This window comes from Rhizobium sp. NFR03, from assembly GCF_900111275.1.
In the GTDB taxonomy this organism is placed as follows: Bacteria; Pseudomonadota; Alphaproteobacteria; order Rhizobiales; family Rhizobiaceae; genus Ferranicluibacter.
In genome coordinates this window covers 343,993-363,930 of the sequence record NZ_FOGR01000003.1, presented here as the reverse complement: position 1 = coordinate 363,930, position 19,938 = coordinate 343,993, and the positions used below count along the sequence as shown (strand labels likewise).

Here is a 19,938-nt window from a genome sequence, read left to right as displayed (position 1 = left end):
CCCGGGCCTTTTTCGTCTCTGTCATTCCCCTGTCATGCGGGCGCTCCAGAAACCTCGGCATGTGCCGCGCGCAAGGATGCAAGCGGCTACGCGGCTTGAACCGCCGCTTGAACGCCGAGGGGATGTCTCATGAAAACCGTATCTGTCACCGCTGCACTTGCGGCCCTGCTTGCGACCTCGGTTGCCGGCAGTGCTTTTGCCGAACCTGTCTTCAACCGCATCTCGTCCTTTGCTGTCGCGGACAATCTGCCGGCCGGGACCGACCGCAAGACCGTGACGTCGGCCGAGATCGTGACCGCCACGGAAGACGGCAACACGCTGATCTATTCCGATAGCCCGCTGAAGGCCATTGGCTTCATCGATATCACGGATGCATCCGCACCGAAGGCCGGCGGCATCGTCTCCTTCGATGGCGAGCCGACATCGGTCACCGTCGCCGGAACGAAGGCGCTCGTCGCCGTCAACACGAGCCCCGACCACGCCAACCCGTCGGGCGTTCTCGCCGCGGTCGATATTGCCGGCCGCAAGGTTACCTCAAGCTGCGAACTTGGCGGCCAGCCCGATTCGGTCGCGGTGAACAAGGACCGCACGATTGCCGCCATCGCCATCGAGAACGAGCGCGACGAGAAGGTGAACGACGGAGCGCTGCCGCAGATGCCGGCGGGCGACCTCGTCATCGTGAAGCTCGCCGATGGCACGCCGGATTGCGCGACGATCCGCCACGTCTCGCTAACCGGTCTTGCCGCGGTCGGCGGTGACGATCCGGAGCCGGAATTCGTGTCCTTCAACGGCAAGGATCAGATCGCGCTGACCTTGCAGGAGAACAACCATATCGTCATTCTCGACGGTCGCTCGGGTGACGTCGTTTCGCATTTCTCGGCCGGCACCGTGGATCTGGACAAGGTCGATACGAAGCGCGACGGCAAGCTCTCCTTCACAGGATCGCTGAAGGGTGTGGCGCGGGAGCCGGACGCGGTGAAGTGGCTCGATGACGACAGGCTGGTCGTTGCCAACGAGGGCGACTGGAAGGGTGGCTCGCGCAGCTTCACCATCTTCGACACGAGCGGCAAGGTGCTTTACGAGGCCGCAGCAAGCCTCGAGCATGCCGCCGCTGCCATCGGGCATTACCCGGAGAAGCGCTCCGCTGCCAAGGGCATCGAGCCGGAGGGCCTGGAAGCCGCGACGTTCGGGCAAGACCGGCTGTTCTTCGTGCTGGCGGAACGGGCATCGCTCGTCGGCGTCTACAAGGATACGGGCGCTGAACCTGAACTGCTGCAGCTGCTCCCCTCGGGCATCTCGCCGGAAGGCGGCGTTGCCATTCCCGCCCGCAACCTGCTGGTGACCGCCAATGAGGCGGATCTTGTCGAGGACGGTGCGGCGCGCTCGCATGTCATGATCTACGAGCGCAAGGAGGGCCAGCCGGCCTATCCGCAGATCCGTTCCGTAGAGAAGGACGGCGTGCCGATCGGCTTCGGCGCACTGTCCGGCCTGTCCGCGGTTCCCGGCCAGCCGGGCAAGCTCTATGCCGTCAGCGACTCCGTCTATGGCGCCGAACCGCGCATCTTCACCATCGACACGACAAAGACCCCGGCCGAGATCACGGATGCGCTGACGATCACCCGCGACGGCGCACCCGCACAGAAGCTCGATATCGAGGGTATCGTCGCAACGGCCGACGGCTTCTGGCTCGCGTCGGAGGGAAATTCCGACAAGCTGGTGCCGCATGCGCTGTATCAGGTAAACGCGAAGGGCCAGATCAAGAAGGAAATCGCGTTGCCGGAAGCCTTGCGTGCATCCGAGACACGCTACGGCTTCGAAGGCATCACCGTGGCGGGCGAGGGCGACGACACCACGCTGTGGATGGCCGTGCAGCGCGAATGGAAGGACGACGAGAAGGGCTTCGTCAAGCTTGTCTCCTACAATCCGAAGTCCGAGGAATGGGGCGCGGTGCGCTATCCGCTGGAGAAGAAGGGTGATGGCTGGGTCGGTCTCTCCGAAATCACCATTCACGGCAACTACGCCTATGTCATCGAGCGCGACAACCTCGTGGGTCAGGCTGCAAAGCTGAAGAAAATCTATCGCGTGGCGCTGAGCGCGTTGAAGCCCGCCAAAATCGGCGGCCCGCTGCCGGTCGTCGCCAAGGAAGAGTTTCGCGATCTGCTTCCTGACCTGAAGAAGCTCAACGGCTATGTTCTCGATAAGGTCGAGGGCTTTACGATCGATGAAGCCGGAACCGGCTTCGTCGTGACCGACAATGACGGTGTGGACGATAGCTCGGGCGAGACGATGTTCTGGAGCATCGGCAAGATCGACGCGATGTAATGACGAGCGCCGCGGTCGTGCCGGGGATGATAATGCCGGGCCTGCACTTGCGGGCCCGGTCGGTGCGAGACCGGGACGATGTCGCGTTGGCCTTGGCGCTTTGGCCTCAGGCCTCTCGAGCCGCCGCAGGCCCTACGGCCTCCTCTTGCTCCCGCCGCTCGCGGATCTCATCCGTGCGGCGCACAAGCTTGCTGACGATCTCGTGCAACTGGTCCAGCTGTTCGTCATCGAGGGCCGAGAAGATCTCTTCGATCAGCTGCTTGCGCGGGTGCTCGGCAGCCTCCAGCGCGATACGTCCGACATCGGTGATGGAAACGATCTTCGCGCGACGATCCTCGGGATCCGGCTGGCGTACCACAAGCTTGTCCCGCTCCAGCCCGTCGATTGCCTCGGTTACGGTGCGTGGAGCAAAGTTGAGCGCGCAGGCAATATCTGTCGAGCGGCATGGGCCAAGCTTGTTCAGGAAGAACAGAAATTTGCTGCGGGCCAGCGACACGCCTTCTTCCGTCATTGACTGGTTGATGAGCCGATGAACGCGGTGATAGAGCTCGAACAGCTTGTCGGAGACGTCGAAGGTCGTTTTCATAGACTGGAAATGGACGTTATGAGGGTCCATGTCAAATGCCTTCACGGCGATGTCAAGGCAGGGCACCCGAAACCCGGCGGCGGTGTCGGCAGTGCCACAGCCGCCGGACGGAGCCCATCTCCGCGGTTCCTGTATCACACTGCCGAACGTCGCGCTGCTGCACGGTCCGGTGGAAAGACGAGACCTCCCGGACCGAAACGATTGACGTTCATATGTCGGCGGGGCCATGGTCGGGCATGGCTTTCCGCTTCGTTCACACCGCAGATCTTCACCTCGATTCTCCCCTCCGCAGTCTGGCGCTCCGCAATGGTGAGCTCGCCGAGCATGTCCGTGGCGCAACCCGCGCGGCGTTGACGGCTATCGTCGATCTCTGCATCGCAGAGGCGGTCGATGCCCTGCTGATTGCCGGCGATCTCTATGATGGCTCGCAGACCTCGATGAACACGGCGCTGTTTCTGATGGGCGAGATGCGCCGGCTGGAAGCGGCCGGGGTGCGCGTCTTCGTCATTCGCGGCAATCACGACAACCAGTCCGCCATCCGCCGCGAGCTGACCTTTCCCGATAATGTGCATGTGTTTTCCAATCGCGCGAAATCGGTCAAGGCGGCAACGCTTGCCGACGGGCGCGGGGTCTATATTCATGGCATCGGCTTCGACCAGCCGCACGCGCCGGACAGTCTGTTGCCATCCTTCCCGGTTCCGCAGGCCGATGCGGTGAATATCGGCATGCTGCACACGAGCCTTGCCGGTGCGCCGGGACACGATCTCTATGCGCCTTGCAGCGTGGCGGACCTGGCGTCTCATGGCTTCGATTATTGGGCGCTCGGCCATGTCCACCATCGGCTCGTCCACAGCGAAACGCCGCTGATCGTCATGCCCGGCATGCCGCAAGGCCGCGATATCAACGAGGCCGGGGCGAAGAGCGTGACGCTCGTGACGATCGAGGCTGGCGGCGCAATCCATCATGACGAGCGCCGCATTGGCGGCGCCGTTTTCGAGCGGGCGATCATAGATCTCACCGGTGTCACGGAATGGCGCGAACTTCTTGTCCGCGTCGGTGACGATCTTGCGCGCCGCGTGACAGCGGCCGGTGCCCAACACCTGATCCTGCGGCTGCATCTGACGGGCGCCACGTCGCTCGCCTTCCGTCTGAAGCGCGACCCCGCCTTTCTGATGGACGAGGTGACAGGTCTTGCCAATGCCTTGCCCGGCTGCTGGGTGGAGAAGGTCGAGATCGACTGCCATGCTCCGGAAACGGCGGCGGCAGGCGGAACGGATACGGGGCTCGATCCCGCCGCCGAACTGTCGGCGCTGATCCATAGCGATGTCCTTGTGTCGCACGGGTTCCGCCAGCAGGCGGCCGACCTGATGACGGAGCTTCTCGGCCAGCTACCGCGGGAACTCCGGGAGACCTTCGGGACGGACGAGGCGACCGTCGAAGCTCTCCTCGCCGAGATTGCGCGAGACGGCAGCGACGAGGTGCTGGCGCATGTGCGGGCGGGTGAGGGAGATCGCTAATGCGCCTTTCAGCACTCGATCTTGTCCGCTACGGCAAGTTTACCGGCAAGCAGCTTGATTTCGGCCCGACCCGGGCGGGCAAGCCCGACCTGCATCTGGTCTACGGGCCGAACGAGGCAGGAAAATCCACGCTGTTTTCGGCCGTGCTCGATCTGTTCTTCGGTATCGAAGGCCGCAGCCCCTACAATTTCCTGCATCCGTACCCCGCCATGCGCATTGGTGCGACGGTGGAGACCGGCGGGCGCAGCCAGTCCCTGTTTCGTGTGAAGCGTCAGCAGAACACGCTGATAGACGGGAGCGAGCAGCCGCTGCCCGAAGGGCTTCTCGCCAACGCCTTCGGCACGGTGGATCGTGCAACCTATCAGCTCATGTTCTCGCTCGACGATGACAGCATCGAAAAGGGCGGCGAAAGCATTCTGCGGAGCGAGGGCGAGCTTGGCTCTCTGCTGTTCTCCGCCAGTTCGGGCCTGCCGGACCTGACGGGCGTCATGGCCGACCTGAAGGGCCGCACGGACGCCTTCTATCGCCCGCAGGCGCGCAAGCACCGGCTGGCCGAGCTGAAGGCGGAACTGGATGCGCTGAAGGACGAGCGGGCGGCCATCGATGTCAGCCAGCGGGAATATTCGGCGTTGCGCAAGACGCGCGATCTTGCAATCGAGCGGCACGAGGCGGCGCTTGCCGCGCGCGCCGGGCTGCGCGTTCAGTGGGATGGCGTGAAGGCGAAGCTCGACGGCCTGCCGCTGCTCTTGCGTCTTCGGGCGCTGCGCAGCGAACTGGCGACGCTCAGCGACCTGCCGGACCCGCCGGCCGTCTGGCACCAGATGCTGCCGGAGCTGATGCGGGCGGAAACCGAGATCGGCACGCGCCTGACGCAGATCGCTGCGGACATCGCTCGCCGCACGCAGGAGCGCGACCTCCTCGCGCGCGACGAGACTGTACTCGCCCTGCGCGCCGACCTGCGCCATCTGGAAAGCTCGGGGCTGGAGGCCCGCTACCGCACGGCGGCGCAGGACATGCCATCGCGCAGGCAGGACAGGGCGGCGGTTTCCGCCGAACTCGCCGCGCGGCTGCTGCAACTCGGCCTTGGCGTGGATGAAAACCCGGCGACGCTCCTCATTCCGGCAGCAACCATCGGCAAGCTGCGTGCGCTCGCCGAGACGCACGCACGCCTGTCGGAGCGGCAGGAGGCGGCACGTCGGGAATTTGGAATGGCTGAGGCCGCCCATCGCGAGGCGGCCGAACGGGTCGAGGCGGCTGGCGACAAGCCGGCCGGACAGGCCTCCGCGTTGACGACGACCAGCGATCCACAGGTTCTGTCCGATCTGCTGCGAGCGTTGCGGCGCGAGGATTTTCCGCTCCGGCAGAAGGCTGCGAGCGAGGAAGCGGCGCGGCTGGAGGACCTTCTGGCCGACCAGCTGGCGGCGCTGCCGGGCCGTCACGATGCCGAAAGCCTTGCGCTCGCACCGGTTCCGGCGGAAGGTGATCTTGCCGACTGGTCTTTCAGGAACGAGACGTCGAGCGACCGCCTGCGCCGGCTCGACGAGCGACGCGCGGACATTGCGCTGCAACGGGCCGCCGCGCAGGCGGAGCGGGAGACGCTTCTCGTTCAGGCGGAATTTGCTGACGATGCGCGTGTTGCCGCACTGCGTCTCGCGCGCAGTGCGGCGTGGCAGGCTCATCGGCACGCGCTGACGCCCGACACGGCCGATCAGTTCGAAGCCGCGCTCGACAAGGACGATCAGGCGAGCGCCCTGCGGCTGACCCAGACCGAGCATATCGCCCGCAGCCGTGCTCTGGCGGTGACCATTGCCGACCTCACTGCACGGCAGACGGCGTACGACCAGCAGCGCGCGGAACTGATCGCAGAGCGGAGCGTGCTGGATGCCGCCATCGCTGCCGCGGCCACCGCCTGCAATCTTCCCGCTGATCTGTCGCTGGCACGGCTGGAGGAGTGGCTACAACGCCGGCTGAAGGCGCTGGAGACACGCACCGCATTGCGCGCGATACGTCAGAAGCTGGCCCAGGCGGATGCCGATGAGGCACGGGCCATGGCGCGGCTTGCCGTGGCTTTCGGCAATGACGTTTCCCTGCCCGACGATTTCGAGACGGCGCTGGCCTTCGGCGAGCGTCTTCTCATGGCGGCGCAGGCCGAGGCAGCCGAGGGGCGGACGCTGTCCGAAAACCTGAATCGGACGGCATCGGCCCTCGCATCGCGCCGTGGCGATGCGGACGCGGCCGATGCCGCGATGGCCGCATGGGCGGATGCATGGAGCGAAGGTCTCTCGGGCCTCTGGCTGGCACGCGATGGCGTGGTGCCGAGCCCGGTCGAAGTGATGCCGACGCTGGCGGTTCTCGCCGAGATCGATCGCCTGGTGCAGCGGCGCAACGATTTCGACCATCGCATCGAGGCGATGGGCCGCGACCAGACAGCCTTCGCGAATGTCATTTCCGGCTGTTGTACGCGGCTGGATCTGCCGGCCGGCGACGATCCCCTGGCGGTCTTCACGGCGTTGCAGCAGAGGGTGGCCGATGCCGAGCATGTGGAAACGCTGTTCGACCGGCTATCGACCGAGCTGGAGGAGCGCGAGCGCGAGGCGCAGGCGCTGGCCGAAAAGCAGGAGCGGCACGAGGCCGGCAAGCGCGATATGCTCGCCTTCTTCGGCTGCACGGAACTCGGTGATGTCGCCGCCCACCTCGAAACCGCGAAAGCCCGGACGCGGCTGCGGGAGCGCATTGTCGAAGCCGAGGCCGACCTTGCCGGACGTTTGCGCGTTGGCTCGGCAGAGGAGGCGGAGATGGTTCTCGTCGCTCTGGACGAGGACGGGCTTCGCCGCGAGGAGGCTGAACTCGCCGCGCGTCACGATGAAGCCGACCGGATGGTGCAGGACCGCCATGCCGAACTGCGCGATGCGGTGCGCGGACTTGAGAAGGCGGCCGGCGACGATGCAGCCGCCCATATCGAGGAGCGCCGCCGCACGGTGCTTGCCGATATCGAGGAGCAGGCGCTGGCCTATCTCCGACTGCGTTCCGGCTTGCTTGCCGCCGATATGGCGCTGCGCCTCTATCGGGAGCGGCACCGCAGCGCCATGATGCAGAGGGCATCCACAGCTTTCGCCACCATCAGCGGCGGGGAATATGAGGGTCTTTCGACCGAGATGGAGAAGGGTGCGGAGTTCCTGCTGGTCCGTTCCGCTTCGGGCGCGACGAAGCTTGCGAAGGATCTCTCGAAAGGAACGCGCTTCCAGCTCTACCTCGCGCTGCGCATGGCCGGCTTCCACGAAATCAGTGCCCAGCGTGAAGCTTTGCCGTTCATCGCTGACGATATCATGGAAACCTTCGACGACGCCCGCGCCTTCCACGCCTTCCGGCTGATGGCCGACATGGCGGGTGTGGGGCAGGTGATCTATCTGACCCACCATGAACACCTGTGCGAGATCGCGCGCAAAGCCTGCCCGGATGTGGTGCTGCACCGGCTATGAGGCGTTGCGGAGCCGATGGCAACCATACGTCCTGCGCCGCTCTTGCAGGCCGATGGCATCAGGCACTATAGGGATGTAGCGTGTCAGCCTTTCTCACCATGGCGGCCACGGGCAATCTTCGAGCTTCGACGCCCATCGCTTTAGATGACGGCGTCGGGACGGAGATCGCGACAGAAAGTCGGTGCACGCTCGCGTGACAGGCTTTGCTTATCCAGGCGTGGCCATTCGGCCGGAGGCAGCGATGAACAATTTCCACGTCGGCCAGAAGGTCGTCTGCATCGACGACAAGTTCAAGAACGTCTCGATCGACCAGCTGATCCGCAAGGGCGAGATCTACACGATCCGCTGGGTGGGGCCGTACAGCCACTACATCGACGGCGAGTTCATCGGCGTGAAGCTCGAGGAAATTCATCGCGGCAATGACGATGGCCCCGAGGGCTATGGCGCTGCCGATATGCCCTATCGCGCGACGCGGTTCCGTCCTCTCCTGAAGGATCGCCTCTCGACGCTGAAGAACCTGCTGGCCCCGACGCCAAAGGGGGAAAAGCCCTATTCGCCGCCGGCGCCCGAAGAGCCAAAGCGCGCCGCCCCGAAGCGGGAAAAGGAAAAGGTGGATACCTGACACCCGCGCTAACGGGTTCCTGCGTCGATACGGCCATATGACGCAGCAGCGCGCGCCCGCTTCGACGGAATGTGTTCAGCGTTCGCCGCCGCGGCGGTTGCTGTCCTGCAGAAGGTCCTGCAGCGCGGCTTCGCTGATCATGCCGCACTGGAAGACGTGGATCCGGCGGGCAGCCGCAACGTCGCCGGTCTCGGCGCCTGCCGTGCAATGGTCCTCGAAGACGCGCTCCAGCGCATGGCCGCCGCGAGGGGCGTGCCGTGCATTCAGGCATCCATCGGCGACACGGCCGAAATCCCTTGTGGGCATGATGATCTCCACGGGTTTGACTGACGTGCGATTGTACAGGACAGAGCGAAACTGGCGATTACCAGATCTGGCCTATCAATCATCGTAGAGCCGGTGAAATTTCCGAAGCGCTCTGAAGAATTCTACATCTGGAAAGATACTACGCGAGCCCGATGACGTTGAAATGACCGTTTCGTGACATCGCCGGAGCGTGAGGTGACGGTCTTCAGACCACACCTGCGAGAAGCCGCCTCACATCGCTCACATCGAACGGCTTCTGCAAGACCGGCGCCGAAATGCCGGAGCCTTCGAGGCCTGCAACACCATAACCGCTGGCAAAAACGAATGGTATGCCGCGCTCTCGCAGCATTTCCGCGACCGGGAAGGATGGTTTTCCCGCAAGGTTGATGTCGAGGATTGCCACATCGATATCGATGGTCCGGGCAAGATCAAGGGCCGGCTCAAGTCGCATGGCCATTCCGGCGATCTCGCAGCCGATCTGAAGAATGAAGTCCTCGATGAGGAGCGCGACCAGCATCTCGTCCTCAACGATCAGCACGCGTTTCCCGGCAAGCTTATTCAAGGCCGACGCCTTCGCGGACGGCGGAAAGCGGAGCGGCGAGTTCGAAGACGAGACCATCCGGCCTGTGGTGGATGCGGACCTGACCAGAAAGCTCCGCAGGCAGGGCGCGCTCGAGAAGATGGGAACCGAAGCCGCGCCGCTGCGGCGTCTGCACCGGGGGGCCGCCGATCTCGCGCCATGTCATTCGGAAGATCTCCCGATCCTCTACGACAGTTGTCTCGCACACGATCTCGACGCGGCCCTCCGCGCGCGAAAGAGCGCCGAACTTCGCGGCGTTGATGGCGAGCTCGTGGAGCGCGAGCGCGATGGACAGAGCTGCGTGCGGCTCAAGGCGCAGGGGCGGGGAGGAGACATCGAGCTGGGGGCGGTCCGGATCGTCATGTGTGGAAAGCGCCGTCTCCAGCACCTCGTTCAGATCGGCACCCGTCCAGTTCTGCGCGGTCAGCATGTTGTGGGCCCGCGACAGCGCGAGAATGCGGCCGTTGATCGAATCGGAGGCCTCCTTCAGCGACATGGCGCCGCGAAGGGTCTGCGACGTGATCGCCTGCACCGAGGCGAGCGTGTTCTTTACCCGGTGATTGAGCTCGTTGACCAGCAAACGTTGCCGATGCTCGGCGATGACCCGCTCCGTGACGTCAGAGCCCTGCACGAAGATATGCGTCACCTCGCCGCTGTCGGCGGTAATCGGCTGGTAGACGAAATCGACGAAGCGTTCCTCTGGTCCCGCCTCCTTCGAGCGGACAAGAATGAGGCGCTCGGACCAGCGGCTGATGGGCTCGCCGGACCGATAGGCCTGATCGAGGAGCGCGCCGAAGCCTTGATCGGCAAGCTCCGGCAATGCCTCTTTGACCGGCTTGCCGATCACGTCGCGCTCGCCGATCAGCGTCTGGTAGTTGGGGTTGACGAGCTCGAACACATGGTTCTCGCCGCGCAACATGGCCATGAAGGTCGGTGCCTGTGCGAAGAGTTGCAGCAGTCGCTCGTGCTCCCGCGCGATCCGCTGACGGGCCAGAACCTCGCTCGTCGTCTCCACGACGATGGCGATGACGCCTGCCGGCGTGCCGGTCTCGTCGAGCACCGGGGAATAATCGAGGTTCATCCAGACCTGTTCCGGCACGCCGCGACGATGCAGCGTCAGTTCCTGATCGCGATAGGCAAGCGTTCCCCCCGAGAGCCCGACCCTCATCACATTGTCGTTGAAGTCGGCAATCTCGGCCCAGCCCTCCCGCACGCGGGATCCCAGAAGCTGCGGATGCCGCTTGCCTGCAAAGCCGGAATAGGCATCGTTATAGATCATGATGCCATGCTCGCCCCAGAGCATGACGATCGGGACGGGTGACTGAAGAAGAAGGGCCGTCGCGGTGCGGAGGCTGCCGGGCCATGTCTCGACCCGCCCGAGCGGCGTGGAGCCCCAATCGAATTCACGGATCAGCCGCCTGATTTCGCCGCCTTTTCCAAGGAAAGCGAATGCGTCTTCGGCTCCGTCCGTCCCGCCTGTGGCAAAAGCCCCTTCGGCCCGGTTGTTCTCGGCCATTCCCACCACCGTTTTTCAGTCCGTCTGTCGGTGAGACGGCGGCAGCAGCGGCGCGCGTCTCATTGGTATGACGAAATAGCAATGTCACTTCATCTGGCAAGATGCGTTCATGACAACTCTTCGCGCATCCGGAACAATCCCCACGATTAGGGTGTTGATAAGACAACGCTGACGCAAGAGGTGCGCCCATGCGTGCGGGAGGACGGATGTCATGAGCAGCAATGTCGAACCGAGGACGTTCGGGCATGGAACAATGGAAGGTAACAAGGATGTCGATGCCTGTAAGGCAGCCCTTGCAGATGCCTTCCGATGCGTCACCGAGAACGGCGAGGTGAGTATGGGTTCGGCTGCCGGTGCCGAGATCCCGAGCGAGCTTCAGGAACTTATCAAACAGGCCGAAGCGTCAGGCTGGCATCGCGACGTGGCGGAAGAGGCCGTCCGTACATTGGCGCGCGAATTGCTCGGTGCCCAAGGCGCATCCTTCGACTGACAAGGGAGAGACAAGGAGATGACCATGCTGAAATCCCTGATGACCGAGATCTTCGGCGTCGGCCCTCATCCGGAGGAAACGTCCGGAAACCTCCACGATCTGCAGTGGGAAAAGCGCGTGATCGTCATCTTTGCGGATCCCGCTGGCAGCAAGTCTGAAAGACAGCTTCAGGCTTTCAAAGCGGATAAGGATGCACTTCGCCAGCGAGACCTGGCCATCTTCACGGTGGATGGCAATGATGTCCGTCCGGAATTCGGCTCGGACGTGGTGCCGCAGGCTCATACGCTACGGAAGGAACTGGGATGTGTTCCCGGCACCTTCGCCCTTGTGCTCGTCGGCAAGGATGGTCACGTGAAAAGTCGCTTCAACGATTTTGTCGATCCCGATGTCCTGTTCGCGGAGATCGACAGCATGCCGATGCGACAGGCCGAAATCCATCGGTAGCCTCTCTCGCATAACACGGAAAATCCCCATTCCTGTCAGGAGCCATCATGTCGACTGTACCCGATCCCATCCCGACCCCGATCCCAGGCAACCCACCGGTTCCCACACCTATGCCCCCGATCACGGAGCCTGAACCGGATAGGCTTCCCGATGAGACGCCCAATCCCAATCCGGACGAGAACGACGCTCCCCCGCTTTCGGTGTAATTTTCCGGGTTAGACATTCCGCACAGTTTTCTTGCGCGACTGTCAGGGGCGAAGCGGAATGAAAAACGCGTGCGACGGCAACCAAGAGCTTTCACATTGTGTGCTGGATCATCGTCATTTGAAGTGCCATGTTGAGAAAGCGGTCCCTATCCAAGTTGCCTTTGACGTAAGATGCCACTGACTGCGTTGTTCCGGGGAGCGCTGGCGAACCTGAGACGGAATACCTTTCCTGCAACCCTTGGGACCGTAATTTTCTCTTTCCTCGTCCTGTGCAGTATTAGAAGTCCGGTTCTCGGACGGGGTTGCGTTTCACGCGCTTTTCGCCTTTGCTGCCGCTTTGGCGCCCTCTGCAATGGCGCGAACGGGCAAGGAGATGACCGATGACCGCACCCCTGACTGCCATGACACGAAGCATGCGACGTGCCGCTCTTGTCGGCTCGCTGCTGCTTGGCGCGAGCCCTGCGCTTGCCGAAGTCGTGCTGAACCGTGGCAATGCCGGCGAGCCGCAGACGCTCGATCAGGCGCATACATCGATCAACATCGAGGCGTTTATTCTCAAGGACCTCTACGAAGGCTTGACGATCCACGACGCGAAGGGCGAGATCGTGCCGGGCGCGGCGGAGAGCTGGACCGTTTCGGACGACGGCACGGTCTACACCTTCAAGCTGCGCGAGAATGGCAAGTGGTCGGATGGGTCGCCGGTCACGGCGGAAGACTTCGTGTTCTCGTTGTCGCGCATCGAGGATCCGAAAACCGCAGCCGGCTACGCCAATATCCTCTACCCGATCAAGAATGCCGAAAAGATCAACAAGAGCGGCCTGGCTCTTGATCAGCTGGGCGTGAAAGCCATCGACGCGAAGACCCTTGAAATCACACTCGAACGCGCGACGCCCTACTTCCTTGAGCTGCTCGCCCACCAGACGGCCCTGCCGGTTTCCAAGGCAAGTTTTGAGAAGAACGGCACGGACTTCGTCAAGCCGGGCATCATGGTGTCGAACGGCGGCTTCAAGCTGGCCGAGCACGTCGCCAACGATCACCTGACACTGGCGAAAAACGACCAGCACTGGGATGCTGCGAATATCAAGCTGGACAAAGTGGTCTTCTATCCGCTTGAGGATCAGGCCGCTGCCGTACGCCGTTATGAAGCGGGCGAACTGCATGTGAACTATAATTTTTCCGCTGACCAGATCGAACGGCTGAAGACGCAATTCAGCGATCAGGTTCACATCTCGCCGGCGCTCGCGACCTATTACTACGTGTTCGACACCCGCACCGCGCCGATGGACGATGTCCGCGTACGTCGCGCGCTTTCCATGGGGATCGATCGCGACTTCCTGGCCAAGGAAATTTACAGCGGCTCGCAGCAGCCGGCCTATGGCTTCGTTCCCCCGGGCCTGCCGGATTACGGCGAGCCATCCCTTGCCGACTACGCAACGAAAAGCCAGCTCGACCGCGAGGACGATGCGCTCGCGCTCCTCAAGGACGCCGGCTACGGCGAGGGGGGCAAGCCGCTCGAGATCGAGATCCGCTACAACACCAACCCGAACCACGAGCGTGTTGCGACCGCCGTCGCGGATATGTGGAAGACGGCGTTCAACGCCAAGGTGACGATGGTCAATCTCGACGTCTCCTCGCACTACGCCTACTTGCAGGAAGGCGGCAAATTCTCCGTCGCCCGCGCTGGCTGGACGGCGGACTATGGCGATCCGGAGAACTTCCTCGCCATGAATACGACGAGCAATGTCACCTTCAACTACGCCAAGTGGAGCAATGCCGACTACGATGCACTGATGGCGAAATCCTACGACGAGAAGGACCCTGCTGCCCGCGCAAAGATTCTGCACGAGGCCGAGGCGATCCTCATGAAGGAGCAGCCCATCGCGCCGCTGCTCTACCAGAACGAATTGTGGCTCGTGTCCAACAAGGTCAAAGGTTGGGTGGACAATGCCAATAACGAGCACCCGAGCCGCTTCCTCAGCATCGCCGAGTGATGTGCGAAGGCAGGGACGTCGGACGATGCAACGCGCCGAACGCCCCGCGCTGGAGCCTGACGATCGCAAGGCCTTGACCGGCCTTGCGGACTGTCTTTCTTTTGGCTCTGAGCCGATTTAGGGCTCTGCCCGTCGTCGCAAGGGCGCTCGTCGCCCGTCTCGCAAAAAGCTATCGTGCCTCCGCCCTCCCATGGAGATGGCCATGTTAACCTTCGTTCTCCGCCGCCTGGCGAGCGCCGTGCCGACGCTGTTCATCGTCGTCACGATCTCGTTCTTTCTCATGCGCTTTGCGCCCGGCGGCCCGTTCAATCTCGAACGACCGCTCTCGCCGCAGACCATGGCCAATATCAACAAGGCGTATGGGCTGGATCTGCCGCTGTGGCAGCAGTATCTGCGCTATCTCGGCAACGTCGTGCGCGGCGATTTCGGCCCGAGCTACATCTACCGCGACAACACGGTCGATCAGCTGATCGGCATGGGGCTGCCCTATTCGATCGAGCTCGGCCTCTGGGCGCTCGGTGTTGCGCTGGTGGGCGGTGTCGCTGCCGGCACCTTTGCGGCCCTGCGGCAGAACAGCTTTCTCGATGTCGCCATCATGACGCTCTCGACGGTGGGCGTGACGGTGCCGAACTTCGTCGTTGGCCCCGTGCTGACGCTGGTCTTCGCTGTCACGCTCTCCTGGTTGCCTGCGGGCGGCTGGGGCGATGGCTCGCTGCGATATCTGATTCTGCCGATGATCGCGCTGGCGCTTCCCCAGCTGGCCGTCTTCGCCCGGCTGACCCGCGGCGCGATGATCGAGGCGCTGCACACGGACCATATCCGCACCGCACGCGCCTACGGCCTTCCGGCGCGAACGGTGGTGGTGACACATGCGATGCGCGCCGCCATGCTGCCGGTCGTCTCCTATCTTGCACCCTGCGCCGCAGCGCTCCTCACCGGTTCGGCTGTCATCGAGACATTGTTCACGATTCCGGGAGTCGGCCGCTTCTTCGTGCTCGGCGCCATCAACCGCGATTACACGCTGGTCATGGGCACGGTCGTGCTGATCGCCGTCTTCGTCATCGTCTTCAACCTTGTGGTCGATATTCTCTACGGCCTTCTCGATCCGAGGGTTCGCCATGAGTGATCTTGCCCAGCTGCCCGCGGTTTTGCCGGAAGCGGCCAGCCGCAGCCTGTTCCAGCTCGCGGCAACGCGCTTCCGGCGCAACCGTGCAGCCATGGCAGGTAGCGTCGTGTTGCTGTTGGTCGCCTTGTTTTCGTTCCTTGGGCCGCTGTTCATCAGCCACAGTTACGATCAGGTCTTTCCGTCCTACGTCTCGGTGCCGCCAAGTCTGGAGCCGCGACCGGGTGCCGACAGCTTGCAAGGCGCCATCTCTTCAGCGGCGGCGCGTGCGCGCGTGACCCTTCAGGCCTTCGAGGTGGACGGCCAGACTTTCACCGCGACCTTCACATCCGAAGCGGCCATCGATCCGCGCACCACCCGCTATATCGACCGTGCCAACGAATTCGACGATACCAAGGTTACGGAAACCCGCGACGACGGTCGTACGATCGTGGTCGAGGGGCGGGTATCGAGGGAATACTTTCTGTTCGGCACAGATTCGAACGGTCGCGACCTCGTGGCACGCGTCATGCTGGGCGGGCAGATCTCGCTTGCGGTGGGCCTCCTCGCCAGCCTCGTCTCGCTCGGCATCGGCGTTCTCTATGGGGCGACGTCGGGCTATCTCGGCGGCCGGGTCGACAACATCATGATGCGGTTCGTGGAGATCCTCTATTCGCTACCATTCGTGTTCCTCGTCGTCGTGCTGGTGGTCTTCTTCGGCCGGTCCTTCATTCTCATCTTCCTCGTCATCGGCGCGGTGGAGTGGCTCGATATGGCGCGAATCGTGCGCGGTCAGACCCTGGCACTGAAGCGTCGGGAGTTCGTGGCGGCCGCACAGGCGCTGGGGTTGACCGACTGGCAGATCATCCGTCGGCACGTGATACCCAATACCATCGGGCCTGTGGTCGTCTTCGTCACCGTCGTCGTTCCCAAGGTGATCCTGCTCGAAAGCTTTCTCTCCTTCCTCGGCCTTGGCGTTCAGGCACCGCTGACGAGCTGGGGCGCCTTGATCTCGGAAGGCGCGAACAACATCCAGTCGGCTCCCTGGCTGCTCATCTTCCCCGCCATCTTCTTCGTCCTCACGCTGTTCTCGCTGAACTTCGTCGGAGACGGGCTGCGCGACGCACTCGATCCGAGGGACCGTTGACATGAGGCAAGAAAACGAGATCATTCTCGACGTTCGCGACCTGAAGGTGACGTTCGATACGCCGGACGGGCCTGTCGAGGCGGTGAAGGGCATCGATCTCGACGTTCGCGCCGGGGAGACGCTTGCTGTCGTCGGCGAAAGCGGTTCCGGCAAAAGCCAGACGATGATGGGTATCATGGGGCTGCTGGCCGCAAACGGCCGCGTGACGGGCAGGGCGGCCTATCGCGGGCAAGACCTGATCGGCCTGCCGGTGAAGGCGCTGAACGCGGTGCGCGGCGCGAAGATCACCATGATTTTCCAGGAGCCGATGAGTTCGCTCGATCCGCTCTACACCATCGGCCGTCAGATCTCCGAGCCGATCGTCCACCATCGCGGCGGCAGCTTCCGACAGGCACGGACGCGCGTTCTCGAACTCCTCGAACTCGTCGGCATTCCCGACCCGCAGCGGCGCATCGACAGCTACCCCCACGAGCTCTCCGGCGGCCAGCGTCAGCGCGTCATGATCGCAATGGCGCTGGCAAACGACCCCGACATCCTCATTGCTGACGAACCGACGACGGCCCTCGATGTAACGATCCAGGCCCAGATCCTCGATCTTCTCCAGTCGCTGCAAACGCGATTCGGCATGGCGGTCGTTCTCATCACGCACGATCTGGGCGTCGTGCGCCATGTTGCCGAACGCGTCGTCGTGATGCGACGGGGTGAAGTGGTGGAGCAAGGGCTGACGGCGGACATCTTCGAGCGCCCGCAGGCGCTTTATACAAAGATGCTGCTCGACGCGGAGCCGCGTGGCGAGAAGCAGCCGGTGCCGGCGTCTGCGCCCATTCTTCTTGAGGGGCAGCGTGTTTCCGTGGACTACGCGACGGGCGGCGGCCTCTTTTCCAAACGCTCCGGAACATTCCGCGCGGTCGACAATGTCAGCATCCGCCTGCGGGAGGGGCAGACGATCGGTATCGTCGGCGAATCGGGTTCGGGAAAATCGACGCTCGGGCGGGCGCTGCTACAGCTGGTTCCCGCCTCCGGCATTATCCGCTTTGACGGTCAGGATATTTCCGGCTTCGACAGGAAGGCGATGCGCCCGCTGCGGCGGGAGATGCAGCTGGTCTTCCAGGACCCGTTCGGCTCGCTCTCGCCTCGTCAGACAGTCGGCGAGATCATCACCGAAGGTCTCTATGTCCACGAACCGGAGCTAAGTCGCGCTGATCGCGACAAGCGCGCGATCGCGGCTCTGAAGGAGGTCGGTCTCGATCCGCAAGCGCGCAACCGCTATCCGCATGAGTTTTCCGGCGGTCAGCGACAGCGCATCGCCATCGCCCGTGCGATGATTCTCAAACCCCGTCTCGTCATCCTCGACGAGCCGACATCTGCGCTCGATCGTTCGGTACAGGGGCAGGTGATCGACCTCCTGCGCAGCCTGCAGGACGCTCATGGCCTTTCCTACGTCTTCATCAGCCACGACCTCGCCGTCATCAGGGCCATGGCAGACTATGTCATCGTCATGAAGGATGGGGAGATCGTGGAGGAGGGGGAGACAGACGCCCTGTTCGCTGCACCACGACAGGCCTACACGCAGACACTCCTCAGCGCTGCCTACACGGCCTGACGACGGACAGAGCCGGCACGCCTCGATGCGTGTCGGCTTAACGAGCCAAATATGGACCAAGCCCAGCGGGCGCGTGTGAAACAGCGAACCGCACATAGGCTATGTTTTATAGACGGTGAAAACAAGGCGGGGAAGAATGGTGGGCGATGACGGACTCGAACCGCCGACATCCTCGGTGTAAACGAGGCGCTCTACCAACTGAGCTAATCGCCCGCCGCGTTGGTGGCCGTGATGTATTCGGATCTGCTGCAAACCGCAAGGCCGCTTGAGCGGTTTTTCCAACTTTTTTGCCGGCTATCGCAAATCTCGTTATTTTTGAAGGTTTCGGGTATTTTCAGAGACGAAACCGGCCGTTTTCACGTCTCTGTGCCGGTGTTTACGAGAGGAGAGCGGCCTTGTGGAAAAAACGCGTCATTTTCTAAGACGCGGAAAATGAGAGGTTTTTTGGCGCCAAGCCCTGAAGAGCAAGGGTTTCCCAAGCACTGCAAGAGCGGGAGCGGGAACGTCGCTCGCAAGAAAATTCAATTTGTCATGATTTTGTATTTCAACGCGCTTGACACTCCCTGAAACCCCCCGTAAACAGCCGCTCATCGAACGGCGCAACGCCGAACGGTCACGGAAGACGGGCTGAAAAGAACGGTTTTCCAAACAATGCGCGGGTGTAGCTCAGTTGGTTAGAGTGCCGGCCTGTCACGCCGGAGGTCGCGGGTTCGAGCCCCGTCACTCGCGCCATTTTACTCTCAGAGTAAAATGAAAATGTCGATCAGCGGTCCTCGAAAGAGGACCGCGACATTTTGCCCCTCCACACTTTCATGTCTTCTGAAGCGTGGTAATTTTCACAGAAACACCTATGTAGTTTACAACCCAGTCCTGCTTCGGGCGTGATCCGTGCGGCTGGGATGGAACCACCGAATATGCAGAATCTTCATTCGCTTGAACGAGCGGATGAAAACGGAATGCGAGGCTTGCGCCACGGCGCGGGCTGGGCTAACGACTTTGGCGTTGCAACATTTTTCGGCCTGCAGGCAGACGCCAATCGCGCCTTACCGGCGCGGCCGCGGGCAGGGACAAAATAATGACAGACCTTCTCGGTTCTTATATCCCGATCGCCATCTTCATCGGCATCTCGCTGGTCATCGGGCTGGCACTTCTTGCCGCGCCGTTCGCAGTCGCCTTCAAGGCGCCGGACGACGAAAAGCTTTCGGCCTACGAGTGCGGCTTCAACGCGTTCGATGACGCGCGCATGAAGTTCGACATCCGGTTCTATCTCGTCTCGATCCTGTTCATCATCTTCGATCTGGAAGTTGCCTTCCTCTTTCCCTGGGCTGTCGCCTTCAAGGGTATGGGCTGGTTCGGTTTCTGGTCCATGATGGCGTTCCTCGGCGTGCTGACCATCGGCTTCATCTATGAATGGAAGAAGGGAGCACTCGAATGGGAGTAGCAACCACGAACCCTATGGTGGCGCAGTCCCCCAAGGGCATCATCGACCCCTCGACCGGCAAGCCTGTCGGCGCGAACGATCCGTTTTTCGGTGAGATCAACAATGAGCTTGCCGACAAAGGTTTCCTCGTCACCTCGACCGACGAACTGATCAACTGGGCCCGCACCGGCTCGCTGATGTGGATGACCTTCGGTCTGGCCTGTTGCGCGGTCGAAATGATGCAGATGTCGATGCCGCGCTACGACGCCGAGCGTTTCGGTTTCGCGCCGCGCGCCTCGCCGCGCCAGTCCGACGTGATGATCGTTGCGGGAACGCTGACCAACAAGATGGCGCCGGCGCTCCGCAAGGTCTATGACCAGATGCCGGAGCCGCGTTACGTGATCTCGATGGGTTCCTGCGCGAATGGTGGCGGCTACTATCATTATTCCTACTCGGTGGTGCGCGGATGCGATCGCGTCGTGCCTGTCGATATCTATGTGCCGGGCTGTCCTCCCACGGCAGAAGCGCTGCTTTACGGCGTGCTCCTGCTGCAGAAGAAGATCCGCCGCACGGGCACGATCGAACGCTAGGCCCTCGGGGTCTTCGA

Annotated in this window: 17 protein-coding genes and 2 tRNA genes; 14 read left to right on the top strand and 5 right to left on the bottom strand. The window is 62.7% G+C overall.

All coding sequences use genetic code 11. The features are described from left to right. The first annotated feature begins 129 nt into the window (after positions 1-129). Positions 130-2,322 carry an esterase-like activity of phytase family protein gene (locus BSG19_RS11475; RefSeq protein WP_092987921.1) on the top strand — a complete coding sequence of 731 codons (2,193 nt, stop codon included), beginning with the start codon at positions 130-132 and terminating at the stop codon, positions 2,320-2,322. A 106-nt stretch (positions 2,323-2,428) separates the two neighbouring features. On the opposite strand, the gene BSG19_RS11470 is transcribed toward BSG19_RS11475, so the two are convergent. Next, positions 2,429-2,908, bottom strand: a complete 480-nt coding sequence (locus BSG19_RS11470) for a MarR family winged helix-turn-helix transcriptional regulator (protein WP_092987919.1) — start codon at positions 2,906-2,908, stop codon at positions 2,429-2,431. Positions 2,909-3,144: 236 nt separating this feature from the next. Here BSG19_RS11470 and BSG19_RS11465 point away from each other — a divergent pair, with 236 nt between their 5' ends. From BSG19_RS11465 to BSG19_RS11455, 3 genes are all read left to right on the top strand, one after another. Then, on the top strand, positions 3,145-4,425 hold the full coding sequence (locus tag BSG19_RS11465; RefSeq protein WP_092988460.1) for a metallophosphoesterase family protein: 1,281 nt from the start codon (positions 3,145-3,147) through the stop codon (positions 4,423-4,425). After that, on the top strand, positions 4,425-7,904 hold the full coding sequence (locus BSG19_RS11460; protein WP_092987917.1) for an ATP-binding protein: 3,480 nt from the start codon (positions 4,425-4,427) through the stop codon (positions 7,902-7,904). Before BSG19_RS11465 ends, BSG19_RS11460 begins: the two co-directional genes overlap by 1 nt. A gap of 241 nt (positions 7,905-8,145) precedes the next feature. Continuing rightward, complete coding sequence (locus BSG19_RS11455; RefSeq protein ID WP_092987916.1) at positions 8,146-8,526, top strand: CAP-Gly domain protein; 381 nt, start codon at positions 8,146-8,148, stop codon at positions 8,524-8,526. A gap of 75 nt (positions 8,527-8,601) precedes the next feature. On the opposite strand, the gene BSG19_RS11450 is transcribed toward BSG19_RS11455, so the two are convergent. The 3 genes from BSG19_RS11450 to BSG19_RS26045 form a co-directional block, all read right to left on the bottom strand. Then, the gene (locus BSG19_RS11450) at positions 8,602-8,832 is read right to left on the bottom strand and encodes a hypothetical protein (protein ID WP_092987914.1); all 231 of its coding nucleotides are present in this window, start codon (positions 8,830-8,832) and stop codon (positions 8,602-8,604) included. A 205-nt stretch (positions 8,833-9,037) separates the two neighbouring features. Further along, positions 9,038-9,394, bottom strand: a complete 357-nt coding sequence (locus BSG19_RS11445) for a response regulator (RefSeq protein ID WP_092987912.1) — start codon at positions 9,392-9,394, stop codon at positions 9,038-9,040. Beyond that, the gene (locus tag BSG19_RS26045; RefSeq protein WP_170865935.1) at positions 9,387-10,928 is read right to left on the bottom strand and encodes a sensor histidine kinase; all 1,542 of its coding nucleotides are present in this window, start codon (positions 10,926-10,928) and stop codon (positions 9,387-9,389) included. The genes BSG19_RS11445 and BSG19_RS26045 overlap by 8 nt, the downstream gene beginning before the upstream one ends. Before the next feature lie 211 nt (positions 10,929-11,139). Between BSG19_RS26045 and BSG19_RS11435 the strand changes: the two genes are divergently transcribed. From BSG19_RS11435 to BSG19_RS11405, 6 genes are all read left to right on the top strand, one after another. Then, positions 11,140-11,418, top strand: coding sequence for a hypothetical protein (locus BSG19_RS11435; RefSeq protein ID WP_092987910.1), 279 nt, complete (start codon positions 11,140-11,142; stop codon positions 11,416-11,418). 24 nt (positions 11,419-11,442) lie between these two features. Then, positions 11,443-11,862: a DUF4174 domain-containing protein gene (locus BSG19_RS11430; protein WP_170865934.1), complete on the top strand. Its 420-nt coding sequence runs from the start codon at positions 11,443-11,445 to the stop codon at positions 11,860-11,862. Positions 11,863-12,448: 586 nt separating this feature from the next. Beyond that, on the top strand, positions 12,449-14,059 hold the full coding sequence (locus BSG19_RS11420; protein WP_092987904.1) for a peptide ABC transporter substrate-binding protein: 1,611 nt from the start codon (positions 12,449-12,451) through the stop codon (positions 14,057-14,059). A gap of 202 nt (positions 14,060-14,261) precedes the next feature. After that, the gene (oppB, locus tag BSG19_RS11415) at positions 14,262-15,185 is read left to right on the top strand and encodes an oligopeptide ABC transporter permease OppB (RefSeq protein WP_092987902.1); all 924 of its coding nucleotides are present in this window, start codon (positions 14,262-14,264) and stop codon (positions 15,183-15,185) included. After that, entirely contained in the window at positions 15,178-16,308 is a 1,131-nt protein-coding gene (locus BSG19_RS11410) for an ABC transporter permease (RefSeq protein ID WP_092987900.1), read from the top strand. Before oppB ends, BSG19_RS11410 begins: the two co-directional genes overlap by 8 nt. A 1-nt stretch (position 16,309) precedes the next feature. Beyond that, positions 16,310-17,911 carry an ABC transporter ATP-binding protein gene (locus tag BSG19_RS11405; RefSeq protein WP_092987898.1) on the top strand — a complete coding sequence of 534 codons (1,602 nt, stop codon included), beginning with the start codon at positions 16,310-16,312 and terminating at the stop codon, positions 17,909-17,911. A 137-nt stretch (positions 17,912-18,048) separates the two neighbouring features. Here BSG19_RS11405 and BSG19_RS11400 read toward each other — a convergent pair. Further along, a tRNA-Val gene (locus BSG19_RS11400) sits at positions 18,049-18,124 on the bottom strand. An 18-nt stretch (positions 18,125-18,142) separates the two neighbouring features. On the opposite strand from BSG19_RS11400, the gene BSG19_RS25705 reads away from it, so the two are divergent. The 4 genes from BSG19_RS25705 (at position 18,143) to BSG19_RS11385 (ending at position 19,921) form a co-directional block, all read left to right on the top strand. After that, complete coding sequence (locus tag BSG19_RS25705) at positions 18,143-18,478, top strand: hypothetical protein (RefSeq protein WP_139274757.1); 336 nt, start codon at positions 18,143-18,145, stop codon at positions 18,476-18,478. 88 nt (positions 18,479-18,566) lie between these two features. After that, positions 18,567-18,643 (top strand) — tRNA-Asp (locus BSG19_RS11395). A 343-nt stretch (positions 18,644-18,986) separates the two neighbouring features. After that, entirely contained in the window at positions 18,987-19,352 is a 366-nt protein-coding gene (locus BSG19_RS11390; RefSeq protein ID WP_062468417.1) for an NADH-quinone oxidoreductase subunit A, read from the top strand. Continuing rightward, positions 19,343-19,921, top strand: coding sequence for a NuoB/complex I 20 kDa subunit family protein (locus BSG19_RS11385; RefSeq protein WP_062468416.1), 579 nt, complete (start codon positions 19,343-19,345; stop codon positions 19,919-19,921). The genes BSG19_RS11390 and BSG19_RS11385 overlap by 10 nt, the downstream gene beginning before the upstream one ends. The last annotated feature ends 17 nt before the right edge of the window (positions 19,922-19,938 follow it).